The sequence below is a fragment of the Beijerinckia sp. L45 genome (assembly GCF_009765775.1).
Taxonomy (GTDB): Bacteria; Pseudomonadota; Alphaproteobacteria; order Rhizobiales; family Beijerinckiaceae; genus RH-AL1.
Window position 1 is genome coordinate 16,520 of the sequence record NZ_LMUU01000027.1, and the last position, 13,494, is coordinate 30,013.

Sequence of the window (13,494 nt, forward strand, 5' to 3'; positions counted from 1 at the left end):
CGCCGAACCTGAATGCATGACCGACCCGCCATAACGCGTCGTGCGCTCGAGGAAGGCTTGCAAAGCAAGCGCAATTCGACGCCCGATGCTTTATGGGCCGCCTTATGGCCTCGGCTCGGTTGGGATCGCCTTGAAAGACACGTCAGAACAAACCAGCATTTTCCTGTTCGAGGACGACGCTGGCCTTGCGAGCGAAATCATCCTGGCGTTCGCACGCGAGGGGCTCACCGTGTTGCTCCTTGCAACCGAAGACGAGCTCGTGACGGTCGCCGGGCCCGGAAAGTCCTGCGTTCTCATCATGGATCGCATGGTCGATAACGTCGATAGCCTCGCGATCCTCGAGCGTCTGCGGGCAAGCGGCAACCGAACGCCGGTGATCGTCATCTCATCGCTGGCATCCGTCGACGAGCGGATCAAAGGCTTGAAAGGCGGCGGGGACGACTACCTCATTAAGCCATTCGCGATGGGCGAACTCATCGCCCGCGTCGAGTCCCTGAGGCGACGGACGCCGGACGATCGGCGGACGACCCTGAGCGTCGGTACGCTGAGCATGGACATCATCGGTCGCACCGTCGTGCGCGGCAAGCGCTCGATACCCATGCCGCCGCGCGAGTTCAGCCTGCTGGAATTCCTCATGCGGCGCCCGGATCAAGTCGTCACCCGCACGATGATCCTCGAGGACGTCTGGAAATATAAGGGGACGATCGACACCAACATCGTGGATGTCCACATGGGCAATTTGCGGCGCAAGATCGATGGCGAGGGTGAGGTGCCGATGATCAAGAGCCAACGCGGCATCGGCTTCATTCTGACGTCCGACGATCGGTAATCCCGCTCGCCCGGCGGCTCATCTAGGCCGGTGGCGATATCACCTCGAAGACGGCGCCAGGCGCATTGTCGCGCACGCGTATCTCGAAGCCATGCAGTTCCACGATGGTCGCAGCCATGCTCAGCCCCAGCCCCACGCCCGGCGCATCGCGCGCCGCGCTGGATCGATAGAAGCGCCTGAAGATCTCCTGTTTTTCGCCCTCGCGAACCCCTGGCCCGCTATCCGCGACGCGGATCAGAACGGGACCGTCATTGTATTGCAGCACGATCGACCCACCCCCAGGCGTAAACTTGATGGCGTTGTCGACAAGGTTGACCACGGCCTCCTGAAGGAGGCCGCGATCACCCTGCACGATGCGGGCGGCAGAGGCCTCGAGGCTCATGTCGATGTGCTTCGCTTCGGCCAAGGGCTCGAACAGCTCGTAGATCTCCCGACAGAGAGCTCCGATCTCGACACCCTCGAAGGCGCTCCGCCGTGTGCAGCTCTCGAGCGCGGAAATGCGCAGCAAAGCCGTCACCGTGCCCATCGCCCTGTCGAGGTCGACCATCGCGTCGCCGGCGGCCGCATGCAGGACTTCGAGAGACTGGGCCGCCACGCCGCGTTCGAGCCGGGCGCGCATCAGGGCGAGCGGCGTTTTCAGATCATGCGCGATGTTGTCGCCGACGCTTTTGATCTGCGCCAGCAGGCGGACGATCTCGTCGAGCATCAGGTTCACCGCGGCGACGACCTCGTTGATGTCGTCGCTCGACCGGCGCACCGGCAGCCTGGCGTGAAGCTCCCCCTGCATCACCCGCTGGATCGCGTGCCGGATCGTCAGCAGGCGGAGCGACGCGCGACGACTGACGAAGGCGCCGATCGCGAGGGCGATGATCACGGTCGGCAAGATCGTCGCGACAAAGGCGGAGCGCATCGTATCCTGCAGACGATAGACTTCGTTCAGGCTGCGGCCGAGGAGAAGAATGCTGCCGTCCGACCGCCGTCGCGCGACGAACACGGCCGGCCCCGGCCATTCCGGCGCCACCGTTTCCGTCGTCGTGACGTGCGCCTCGCCGTCGATCGGCACGGGGATTTCGCCTTGGACGTTGCCGTAAGTCTTCGTGCCATCGGCCTTGAAAAGCCCGACATAGTCCACCCGACGGAGATCGTGGGTCAGCCGAAGATGAAACTCCTCGCGCAGCTGCGCGGCAGGATACTCGGGAGCGTTCAGTGCCTCGTCATGAAGCACGTTACGCACCTGCGCGATATCGGCCCGCGACACCTTCACGTAGACGAAGAGAAAGACGCTCAAGGTGATGAGGGTGACGGCGAGTGCGAAGGCGATCGCAATGCGAAAGGCGCTGGACCGGAGGATGTTTGCCATGCGCGAAGCATAGCGTGATCGTCATACCAGGCGAAGGGTTCACAATGGCTGGGAGGCCCTTGTCACCAGGGGAGAAGCCTAGGCCGGCTGATGACTGGCGAGCGTGATGCAATCGCGCTATGAGGCAGCGTACGGACTCGGCCAGGGAAGCCACGATCATGAAGACCTTTTTCGCCATGGCGGTCGCCGCGCTTCTTCTCTCGGGATGCGTCACGAAGGACTCGAGCGCCGACGACATCGACGTCGACAGCGCCGCTTCTCATCCGGAATGCGCGAAACAGTTCGGATCCACAACCGACGGAATGGCGCGCGACGCGAACGGACAGCACGCCTGTTTCTGAGGCTCGAAGCGGCTCGCCCGCGCGGCCGCGTGCCCGACCAGCCTGCCAGGCAACCATTCGGGCCGCCTTCAATTATCGGTCGAGAACGGAAGGAAAAACATGGCGAAGTTTGGAAGACGACTGGCGTGCACCGCAGTGCTGATGGGCCTGGCGATGCCAAGTGCTTTCGCACAAGCCGATAGTGCATCGGCACCGGCACAGACCGGTCGCAGCATTGATCGAGCCGCGGCTCGACCAGGGTCGACGGCGCCGGGATCGGCTCAGACGTCGTCGGCGAATTCCGAATGCGCCAGCCAGTTCGGCCCCGCATCGAATGGCATGATCCGCGACAACGTCGGCACCCCGCGCCCCTGCTTTTAAAGCATTTACACGTTGGCACCTGAGGGGCGGCCGCCTGCAGCGCTTCAATCCGAGACCGCATCGGCACATAACGACAAAAGCTCTGCCCACGTCTGTGGGCAGAGCTTTTTTGTTGGACACCATCACACAAAAAGAAACCGGCAACCTGATGCGCCAGGTCGCCGGCTGGTCGCCTTTAGAAGCGGAAGCGAAGTCCCGCCGTCGGCGCGAAGTTATTCGTGTGAAGATAGCCGTTCGCGAGTCCGTTCTGCACGGACGAGTACATCATGCCGGCATAGACATCGAACTTGGCCGCAAACTTCCAGTCGACGTTGAACGATGCTGCGTTGAGCGTGCCCGCGCAGGTGGAAGCCGACGTATTGTTGCAGAACGTCTTGCCGAAGCTGTTCTGATCGTAATGGTAGTAAGCAACGCCGGCATCCACCGTGCTCGTGAAGGCATAGCGCGCGCCCGCCCACATGATCTGAAGGTGCTCGTCATGGAAGCTGAAGGCCGTCTGGTTGATATTCGGGAAAGCGACACCGTACCCGGAGAGGTTGGTGAAGCCTGATCCCAAAGGCGAGCTTGGATTGCGGAAATCGATATATTCGTAACCGCCGAACAGCCGAACCTTGTCGTAGGTATACTTGCCCAGCAGCATGAAGCTCTGATTGTCAGACACCGTTGCTGCAAGCGTGTTCGGAAAAGCTGCGGCCTGCACCGCGGACAGCGACGACGCCGACACCGCGTTCTTATCGTTGGTATAGATCGCATCGCCCGAGAACTTCCCGTAGCGGCCGAGGTCAAAGTCCTTGCCAATCTGAACGCCGTAGGAGTTCTGAGCGCCATTGTTGGTGTCGTAACCGCCGACCTCGACGAGCGCGCCGAGCCGGAACAGATTGTCGCCGACGTTGACGCGATATTTCACCGACGTGACGCGCGCGTCTTCGGTGTCGCCGCCGCCGACGGCGGTACCCTGCCAGCCGATCACGGAGAAGGCGTAGGACGCGCTCATCGGATCATAAGCGATGACGCCGTCGAGCTCGAGCGAGTTCTGGTGGCCGAACGTCAGCGTGCCGAAGGTCTTGGAGCTGATACCGGCGTAACCGGTGCTGTTATAGAACTGTCCGCCGCGGCTCGAGTCGGCGTTGGACGACTGGTTGGCTTGCGCGACGCCGTTGTTGTCGACGAGGGACTTCGGGCCGTTCGCAGCGGTCAGCCCATAGGGGTTGAAGCCGAAATTCAGATCGAAGACGAAATCAAAGCCGGGCGTGATCGTCTCGACACCCTTGAGGCCGATGTTCGACTGCGACAGGCCGCCCGGCGTGGCGAGCCAGCGGGATCCGGTGCTGTTCTTGCGGATCAGCTCCTGAACGCCGGTGATGATGTCGGGATTGAAGGGCGCGCCGTGGCTCTCATAGCCGACGCCCATGTCGATGGTGCCGTAGAAGGTGATGCCATAGGCGCTCAACGGGCAATCCGTCACGATGAACTTGATCGGATCGGTGCAGTACGTCGGTGCGGCGGAGGGCACCAGCGGCGGCTGGTATGTCGGCAGATCCGCCGCATGGGCGGTCCCGCACAGTACGATCGTCGCTGCGGACGCCAGAAGCATCTTTCCCAAGTTATTCACTATCCACCCCATTCATTTGAGTCATACGAGCGTTTGGCTCGAAGCGGGCGGCGCTGCCAAATGAGCAGCAAACCCGTTTCGTCCCCAGCCAAAGCCGTTTGCTTTCCAACCGCACGCAGCCGTGCGTTGCTGAATGTCCGGTATATTAGAGCGAACACAGCGACAATAGAATTTCTCGTGACCTCGCCGTGAACAGCAAGAGAGCGCTGCGCATGAGATAAATGCGCAACATAATTCTACGTATCGACGGAAGAGAGCCTGGCACCGCTCCCGCCGCGCGGCCGGTTGCGGCCGTCTTTGGAGCGACGCACCGTTGCTGGCCATGACCGCGGCGAGATCACCTCGATCCCCTGCTCCGAACCAATATCGCAGCGCGCATTAATCTTTTATTTACCAATATGCATTTCCGCTATCGCATTTCGGCCCTAATCTACCAAATGCTGCACCGCAACGATGCTGACTGTTAGGGAAGTGTCACGCGTTAGCCACAGATGTGACCCAATGCCGTACGACCATAGTTAAAGACTAGCCGCGCACGGACGGCGGGGTTATGAAAATTCGGGGGATCCGGATCGATTGCTAGCAATTGCAACCGATTCGATTTTTGGAATTTTCGGGGGGACGTTCGTGCAAAAAGTTCTAATTTCAGCGGCAGCTATCGTCGGCATCGCAGCCGGCAGCGCGCACGCCAGTGAATCGGCGACGGCTGTGCCGCCGAAAGCGGCGGTCAAGCACCACGTTGCGGCCAAGAAGGTCGCGATGCGCCACAAGGCGCACGTTCCGGCTGATGCCCAGGCCTATCAGGCTCAGGCCGAAGCCCCTTACGCGCCGCCGGCTGATCTTGCCGCGCCGCTCGTTCCGCTCGCCCGCGCCATGAACAGCATCGGCCTGCCCGCCAAGGATGGGTCGCTGACCTACCATGGCGTGACCGTCTATGGTGGCATCGACCTCGGCCTCGGTTATCAGAGCCACGGCGCGCCGCTCAGCAGCTACTACGGCTCGGGCCGTAACTACACCCCGAACGCCGCGAACTCGCACACCCAGGTCGGCCTGATGCCGAACTCGCTGAGCTATTCGAACATCGGCGTGAAGGGTGTCGAGGAGATCGTCCCCGGCTTCAACTTCGTCTTCAACGCGCAGACGACCTTCCTGCCCACCTCGGGTAACCTGTCGAACGGCAACAAGTCGCAAGTCGTCAACAACGGCGTTGTGGCGAGCTCGCGCACATCGGCCGGCGACTCCAGCCGCAACGGCCAGATCGACAATGCCCAGGCTTACGCGGGTTTCAGCTCGCCGACGTACGGCACCCTGACCTTTGGCCGGCAGTACTCGCTGACCCTCGATGCCGTCATCGCCTACGATCCGATGAGCGCCTCGAACGCCTTCTCTCTGATCGGCTTCGCCGGCATGACCCCCGGCGGCGGCAACACGGAAGACGCCCGCCAGGGCGACGCGCTCAAGTATCGTGTCAATTTCGGCCCCTTCCGTGCGGCCGCGATGTACAAGTTCGACGAATTCGGCAACAGCAACCGAAACGCCTACGCCGCGCAGTTCGGTGGCGAATACCAGGGCTTTTCGGCCGATGTGATCTACAACGTCGTCAAGGATTCCGTGACGACCTCGAGCATCGGCGCAGGTTTGGTGACCCCGACCAACGTCAATCAGCTGAATGGCACTGTTTCGGACAACTATGCCGTCATGGCCGTCGCAAGCTACAAGATCGACAAGTTCAAATTCTACGCAGGCTTCGAGAATATCCGTTTCGAGAATCCTGAAAATCCGCTCGGCAACGGTTCGCCTGCTGAAGGTGTTCAGCTCGCCACTGTTACTAATAATGCGTTCGGTTCAGCGACGACCAAGAACAGGATCGTCAACATCTTCTGGGGCGGCGTGAAGTACGCATTCCGGGACAACATCGATCTGATCGGCGCCTATTACCACTACAACCAGAACAGCTACGCTGTCGGCGCCAATGCCGGATGTTCGTCGCGCCTCATTTCGGCGACCTGCTCCGGTACCCAAGACGCTGGTTCCGTTCTCATCGACTACCGCTTCTCGAAGCGCTTCGATGTCTATGCCGGCGCAATGTATGGCGTCGTTCACGGTGGCTTCGCAAACGGGTATGCGCCGGTTGCCAACGGCACCACAGGCGCCGCGACCAACACCATCGATCCAATGGTCGGCGCCCGCTTCCAGTTCTGAGGTTTGCTAACCGTCGATATCTACGGAAAGGGCCGCCCAATCGGGCGGCCCTTTTTATATGAAACTCAGTTGCCGCCGTTGGGCGAACCGGCCCCCGGGCCGCTTCCCTTGCCCGAGGCGGTTCCGCTCTCAAGGCTCCGGGTCGAGTTCGAAAGATCGCTGCCAGCCATTGGGCTCCGCGAACCACCCGTGCTCGGACCCGAATCGCGTGGCATCGCTTGCATAGACCCCGACGACGTCGTACCGGTCGTGGCGCCGGTCGCGGTCTGAGCCATGGCACCCGATGCCGCGGCAAGGAATGCGACAACAGACAAAGACAATTTCAAAGACTTATTAGACATCTAACTATCCTTCGTTGCGTTCTATGGCTCGGCAACGGTCGAGACTCAGATTCGTTGCAAGGTCAGAGAAAGCGCGGCCCCGACCGTCAGGCGCGGTGCGAAAGCGGCCCGGACCGAGGACGGTCCCCTCCCCGTCCGGATCACCTGGAACGCCAGCGGCCGTTAGCATATCGGAGTCGTCCAGCCCTCAGACACACGTCAAGCGACAAGACGATGACGGACTGCAGATCATCCGCGAAGCGATCCCATCGACCGCACGGGACAACAGCGATGGCTCGTTGCGCGTTGTCTTGGCCATGAAAGCCTGGGATCGCGAGGCCGACCGCTAAGCTTACGACACAGCGTCGTGCAGCCGTATCCTTGCCTTATCCGTCGTTGAGCACGCTACCGATGCGGCGTTCGCCAAACGGCAAGCTTTCAAATGCCGCGCGCAAAAAGCGCGGCCGTCGACCGCGCGGTGAACACCGACGCGCCATTGCCTTGCTACGACGATGTCAGGTCGTCTTAATGTCGAAGCGGCGCATGCGGCGGTACAATGTTGCGCGACTGACGCCCAACGCCCGCGCGGCTTTGGCAACGTCGGCGCCATTCGCTTGCAGCTTATCGACAATGACCTCGCGTTCTGTAGACCCAAGGAGGGCGTGAAGCTCGGTCCGCGTTTCGGAACCGGGCGCTTTAGATGGCAACGAAACCTTGATGTCCTCTGCGCCGATCCGACGATCTCCAGCGAGCGCCCTGACGATTTTCAACGTCCGGTCGAGCTCCCTGAGATTTCCCGGCCAGCTATAAGCATCGAGCGCGGTGACCGCCTCGGCAGACAGATGGGCGAGAGGATCGATCGAGACCATCATCGCTTCGATGAGCGCGGGCCGATCCTGTCGTTCGCGAATCGGCGGCAGATGTACGGCGAGACCGCAAAGACGCTGATAGAGATCGGCCCGGAAAGATCCTGCAGCCACCATGGCGGGAAGATTCCGCTGGGTCGTACAGATTATTCTCATCGCGATCGTCACGGGCGTGTGCGATCCGGACGGTTTGATCTGCCGGAGCTCGATCACGTCGAGAAAGCGCGCCTGGAGATGGAGCGGGATGTCGCCGACCTCGTCCAAGAAGAGCGTGCCACCGGCCGCCAAGTCCACCAGACCGCGAACCGAAGCATGCCCCGCGCCCGCGATGCCAAACATCGTCTCATCGAAGGCGACCTCAGACAGCGTGGCACACGCGACCGTCACGAACGGGTGCTCCTCTCCGACGAGCGAGTTGTGAACCGCCTCCGCGAAAGTTTTCTTGCCGGTCCCGGTCTCACCGGAGATCAGAAGAGGCAAGTCGAGCGACGCCGTGGCGCCGATCCGTCGGATGGCCTCGCGGAGGGTTGGCTCGCTCCCGACAAGATAGGCGAGGTCGGGTGCCCGCGCAGGCTCAAGAGGCAAGCGCCGAGCGGGTCGTTCGATCGGGGGAGAAAACGGCGCGGACCGCGCCACCTGCAGCACCGCACGGCTGCCGTCGACGAATAAAGATCCTTGCAGAGCAAGAGGAAAGTCCCGGAACTCCGTTTCGTGAACCTCGATTCCCGTTGCAATCAACGTGTTGTCGACGCCCAACGCCGCCCGCGCCTTGCGATTGGCGCCAACGAGACGACGGGAGTCGTCAAAGGCGCAGAGAGCGCCACTGGTGCCGGACGGATCCAACGAGACGATCCAGTTGCGCCGGTAGGCGTAGCGGAAGCTGGCATCCTCGATGGCACTTGCGGTGCGCTCGGTAGCGGCACGCGCGAAGGCCGCGAGGCGGCGGTCGATGTCAAGGCTGCAGGACGAGACATCCAAGGCGCCGGCGAGATCCCCGAACGCATCGAAGATGGGTACGGCGTTGCATGTCATGACCCGGTAGCGCGATTTGAAATGCTCTTGCCGATGAACGGTGAACGCGCGCTGTTCCGCCAGGCAAAGACCGACGCCGTTGGTGCCCTCGCAGGCCTCGCTCCAGACGGCGCCCGGCGAAAGCCCCCACTTTTTGAAGCCAAGGTCGCCATCGGCATGGCACGTCAGGGCGATTCCGGCCGTGTCGGTCAGGATTACGGCATAGCCGCTGCTGGCGACGAGGCCATGGAGTTCGTCGAGTTCTCGATGGGCGATGGACACGAGGTGGTCGAGGGGGTTCAGGGCATCGCGAAGCTCGCGCCGCGTGACGATCTGGATCGCATCGTCACGCTCGGGATCCATGCCGTACTGATCGAGACACCGCCGCCACGATGCCGCGATGGCCTCGGCCTCGTCGAGGACGGCCCGGCCGGTACTATGCGAGATGCTTTGCAGAGCGACCATCGTCGAGCCTTTCTTTGTCGCTGCCAGGCTCGACATACGCCGGTGCGGAGGGACCTGCCTTCCATATCGCAGGCGGGACGCCCGACGAAAGGGCACCTTCAGACGATCGTTCGGGCCGGAAAGCCAGGGTGAGAACGAAGTTATCAGATTTGAGACAGGCGGATTTCGATAGATGAATATAGTACATATTAGGAATTTCCCATAAATCATGCACCTAACGGCACCATATCTGCTTATTGTACGCATAAATCCTCGGCGATAAGGTCGCCCCGGTAGCACGTATGGCGGATCGTGCAGGCATTTGTCGCTTCGCTTCTTACCTGCAGCCTCGGGATCGCAACCACATCCATGAAAAGACTTGCTGTTTTCTCTTCGATTGCATTGAAGTTGCCGCGACCGCTGATGGCGGGTCTGTTGGCAACGACTGTCTGCATCCCGGCTCACGCAGACGACGCTTCCATCGTCGTATCGCATGCCTGGACACCCATCCAGGCTCAGTCCGGGGTCGACACCGCGCTCTACCTGCGCATCGAAAACCATGGCAAGGACGCCGACGCGCTCACCCGGGCCCGGTGCCCCGTTGCAACATTTACAGAGAAGAAGGTCGTTGACATCGGCGAAGGCGTCCCCGCGCCGCGCACGGTGACGTCCGTCCCGCTTCCCGCTTCGTCCACGACCGACCTGACCCCGAAAACCGGATTCGTCGCTCTGCTCCAGACGACCGAGGCGCTGCCGGTGGGAACATCCTTCACCTGCACGCTGACCTTCCGCATCGCCGGAAGCATCGACGTCGCCGTCGTGGCCGCCACAGCCGCACCCTGAAAAGGAACATCCCGTTGCATCAGAACTTTATCGGCGGCCGCTTTGTCGATGGCCCGTCGAACGATCCGATCGTCGTCCTCAATCCCGCCACCGGCCGCCAGATCTCGACCACGCCGGACACCGGCGCCGACATCGTCGACGAGGCGGTCGCCGCGGCCAAGGCCGCGCAACCGGCCTGGGCGAAACTTCCCGCGATTCAACGCGCTAACCATCTTCGCCGCCTTGCGTCAGCGATCCGCGACAAGACCGACCTCATCGCCCGTACCATTTCGGAAGAGCAGGGCAAGCTGCTCGGCCTCGCCAAGGTCGAGGTCGCCTTCACGGCCGACTACATGGACTATATGGCCGAGTGGGCACGCCGGATCGAAGGCGAGATCATTCCCAGCGACCGCGCCGGTGAGTCCATCTTCCTGTTCCGCCAGCCGATCGGCGTCGTCGGCGGCATTCTGCCGTGGAACTTCCCGTTCTTCCTCATCGCGCGCAAGCTGGCGCCGGCCCTCGTCACGGGCAATACGATCGTCATCAAACCGAGCGAAGAGACGCCGAACAACGCCGCGCTCTTCGCGGACATTGTCGCCGCCTCCGACCTGCCGGCCGGCGTCTTCAACCTGGTCTACGGCCGCGGCGGCACGACGGGTGCAGCGCTCGTCCGCAACCCTGACGTCGGGATGCTGACCTTCACCGGTAGCGTGCGCGCGGGGTCCGCCATCATGGCCGCCGCCGCGCCCAACATCACCAAACTGAGCCTCGAGCTCGGCGGCAAGGCGCCGGCTATCGTCATGGCCGATGCCGATCTCGACCTCGCCGCCCGGGCGATCCGCGACTCGCGCGTCCTCAACAACGGCCAGGTGTGCAACTGCGCCGAACGCGTCTACGTCCAGGACAAGGTGGCGAACGATTTTGCCCAGCGGCTGACCAAGCTGATGGCGGAAGTCAGCTTTGGCGACCCGCTCGGCAACGCCGAGGTCGGCATGGGTCCGCTCATCAACCGCGCTGCGATGGACAAGGTCGAGAGCATGGTTCGCGTTGCGGTCTCGGACGGCGCGGAATTGCTGACCGGTGGTCATGCCGACGGCAGCCATGGCGGCGCCTACTTCCAGCCTACCGTGCTGATGAACTGCCGCAACGACATGGCGATCATGCGCGACGAGATTTTTGGCCCGGTCTTGCCCATCGACGTCTTCCACGACTTCGACGAGGCCGTCGCCAAGGCGAATGACAGCGAGTTCGGCCTGACGTCGTCGATCTACACCAAGGATCTGACCCTCGCGATGCGCGCCTGTCAGGAAATCCGCTTCGGCGAAACCTACATCAACCGCGAGAACTTCGAGGCGATGCAGGGCTACCATGCCGGCGTCAGAAAATCCGGTATCGGCGGCGCCGACGGAAAGCACGGCGTCTACGAGTTTACCCAGACCCACGTCGTTTACATCCAGAGCTGACCCAAGGCCGCGCAGACGGCCGCTTATCGAGGGAATGAGAATCATGACAGACCAGACGACACGCTCGCAGACCCGCACCAGCGCTCAAGCGCTGCTACGCGCCATGGTCGGCGGGGCCAGCCTGCTGACCCTTCTCGCCGTCACGACGACGACCACGAGCGCCGCAGATAGCGGCGTGACGCAGCAGACGCTCGAAGCAGCTGATGCCAACACGGCCGACTGGCTGACCTATGGGCGTAACCTCTCGGCGCACCGCTTTTCGCCGCTCGCTCAGATCAATCGCGATACGGTGAAGAACCTGAAGGTCGCCTACACGCTGCATCTCGGGGGCGTCGAGGGCGGCGGCATCTGGACCCATGGCGGCCTCGAGGCGACGCCGATCGTCAAGGATGGCTTCATGTACGTCACCGACGGCTGGGGGTCGGTGTACAAGCTCGACCTGCACGGCGGTCATGCGGAACTCGCCTGGAAGATGGATCCGAAGACCGACCACGACTGGGCCGGCGCCGTCGCCTGCTGCGGCGTCGACAACCGCGGCGTGGCCCTCTGGCACGACCAGGTCATCTCGCATGCCCTCGACGGCCGCCTGATCGCCACCAACGCCGCCGACGGCAAGGTTGCCTGGCAGCGCCAGATCGCCAACCCCGACAAGAGCGAGTCGATCACCGGCGCGCCGCTCGTCATCAACGACATTGCCATCTCCGGCGTCGCCGGCGGCGAATACGGCATTCGCGGCTGGATCGCCGCGACCGATCTCAACACCCACAAGGAGATCTGGCGCACCTACACGATCCCGGCCAAGGGCGAGCCCGGCAGCGAGACCTGGAAGGACAACTACAACGCCATGGCGACCGGCGGTGGCGCGACCTGGGTCACCGGCACTTACGATCCCAAGACCGAAACCCTGTTCTGGGGCGTCGGCAATCCGGGTCCCGATTGGGACCGCCAGTTCCGTCCCGGCGACAATCTTTACAGCGACAGCGTTCTCGCCCTCGACGTCAAGACCGGCAAGATCAAGTGGCACTACCAGTACATGCCCAACGACGCCTTCGATTATGACGGCGTGTCGGAGCCGGTGCTGGTGGACGTCGAGACCAAGGGCGCCAAGCGCCATGTGATGATGGCGGCAGAGCGCAACGGCTTCGCCTATGCGCTCGATCGCGACACCGGCAAGTTCATCTGGGGCGAGCAGTTCGTCGACAAACAGTCGTGGACGAAGGGGCTCGATCCCGTCACCGGCAAGCCGCTCGAATACGACCCGACGAAAGAGATCCAGCCCTATCTTCCCGAGGGGACGCCCAGCCGCGAGGCCGGCAACAAGATCGTCTGCCCGGGATCGATGGGCGGCAAGAACTGGCCGCCTAGCGCCTACAATCCGACGCTGAAGCTGTGGTACATCCCGGTCATCGAAAGCTGCAACCGCATCACCACGACCGAGGCGCCGAAAAATCCGAAGCTGAAGCCGGGCGAAGGTTTCACCGGCGGCGGTCCGTCGGACCCGGTGCGCATCACCGGCAGCGTCGCCGCGATCGACGTGACGACCGGCAAGCTGGTGGCCAAGGAGCGTACGCCGTTCCCGTCGCTCGGCGGCGTTCTGGCGACGCCGGATCTCGTCTTCAACAGCGAGCCTGACGGCAAGCTGGTCGCGCTCGACGCCAAGACCCTGAAGCCGCTCTGGCAGTTCGACACCGGTGCCGGGCTCAACGCGCCGCCCATCACCTTCTCGGTCGATGGCAAACAATATGTCGCGGTCCTCGCCGGTCTCGGCGGTGCCTGGGACAAGTGGTACATCGACGGCACGCCGGAGCTGAAGAAAATCCAGCCTGGTTCGTCGCTCTATGTCTTCTCGTTGAATTGAGGTCTC

9 protein-coding genes are annotated in these 13,494 nt (G+C 62.4%); 6 read left to right on the top strand and 3 right to left on the bottom strand.

Annotated elements, in window-relative coordinates; all coding sequences use genetic code 11:
• Window positions 1–130: 130 nt before the first annotated feature.
• A complete protein-coding gene (locus tag GSQ79_RS01695) occupies window positions 131–829 on the top strand; it encodes a response regulator transcription factor (protein WP_210252983.1) in 699 nt (232 codons plus the stop codon).
• Window positions 830–851: 22 nt separating this feature from the next.
• Here GSQ79_RS01695 and GSQ79_RS01700 read toward each other — a convergent pair whose 3' ends face one another.
• On the bottom strand, window positions 852–2,189 hold the full coding sequence (locus GSQ79_RS01700) for a HAMP domain-containing sensor histidine kinase (protein ID WP_158807008.1): 1,338 nt from the start codon (window positions 2,187–2,189) through the stop codon (window positions 852–854).
• 158 nt (window positions 2,190–2,347) lie between these two features.
• Here GSQ79_RS01700 and GSQ79_RS01705 point away from each other — a divergent pair, with 158 nt between their 5' ends.
• Window positions 2,348–2,530, top strand: coding sequence for a hypothetical protein (locus tag GSQ79_RS01705; protein WP_158807009.1), 183 nt, complete (start codon window positions 2,348–2,350; stop codon window positions 2,528–2,530).
• Window positions 2,531–3,065: 535 nt separating this feature from the next.
• Here the strand turns inward: GSQ79_RS01705 and GSQ79_RS01710 are convergent.
• Window positions 3,066–4,502, bottom strand: a complete 1,437-nt coding sequence (locus GSQ79_RS01710; RefSeq protein WP_158807010.1) for a porin — start codon at window positions 4,500–4,502, stop codon at window positions 3,066–3,068.
• Between the two features lie 627 nt (window positions 4,503–5,129).
• Between GSQ79_RS01710 and GSQ79_RS01715 the strand changes: the two genes are divergently transcribed.
• Window positions 5,130–6,704, top strand: a complete 1,575-nt coding sequence (locus GSQ79_RS01715) for a porin (protein WP_158807011.1) — start codon at window positions 5,130–5,132, stop codon at window positions 6,702–6,704.
• Window positions 6,705–7,539: 835 nt separating this feature from the next.
• On the opposite strand, the gene GSQ79_RS01720 is transcribed toward GSQ79_RS01715, so the two are convergent.
• Complete coding sequence (locus tag GSQ79_RS01720) at window positions 7,540–9,366, bottom strand: sigma-54-dependent Fis family transcriptional regulator (RefSeq protein WP_158807012.1); 1,827 nt, start codon at window positions 9,364–9,366, stop codon at window positions 7,540–7,542.
• A gap of 414 nt (window positions 9,367–9,780) precedes the next feature.
• Between GSQ79_RS01720 and GSQ79_RS01725 the strand changes: the two genes are divergently transcribed.
• Genes GSQ79_RS01725 through GSQ79_RS01735 form a run of 3 tightly spaced genes read left to right on the top strand, consistent with a single transcriptional unit; the run spans window position 9,781 to window position 13,488 of the window.
• Window positions 9,781–10,188 (top strand): copper chaperone PCu(A)C, encoded by a 408-nt coding sequence (locus tag GSQ79_RS01725; RefSeq protein ID WP_158807013.1) that lies wholly within the window; start codon window positions 9,781–9,783, stop codon window positions 10,186–10,188.
• Between the two features lie 14 nt (window positions 10,189–10,202).
• A complete protein-coding gene (aldA, locus tag GSQ79_RS01730) occupies window positions 10,203–11,630 on the top strand; it encodes an aldehyde dehydrogenase (RefSeq protein WP_246725034.1) in 1,428 nt (475 codons plus the stop codon).
• Window positions 11,631–11,673: 43 nt separating this feature from the next.
• Window positions 11,674–13,488: a PQQ-dependent dehydrogenase, methanol/ethanol family gene (locus GSQ79_RS01735; protein ID WP_246725035.1), complete on the top strand. Its 1,815-nt coding sequence runs from the start codon at window positions 11,674–11,676 to the stop codon at window positions 13,486–13,488.
• Window positions 13,489–13,494 lie beyond the last annotated feature (6 nt).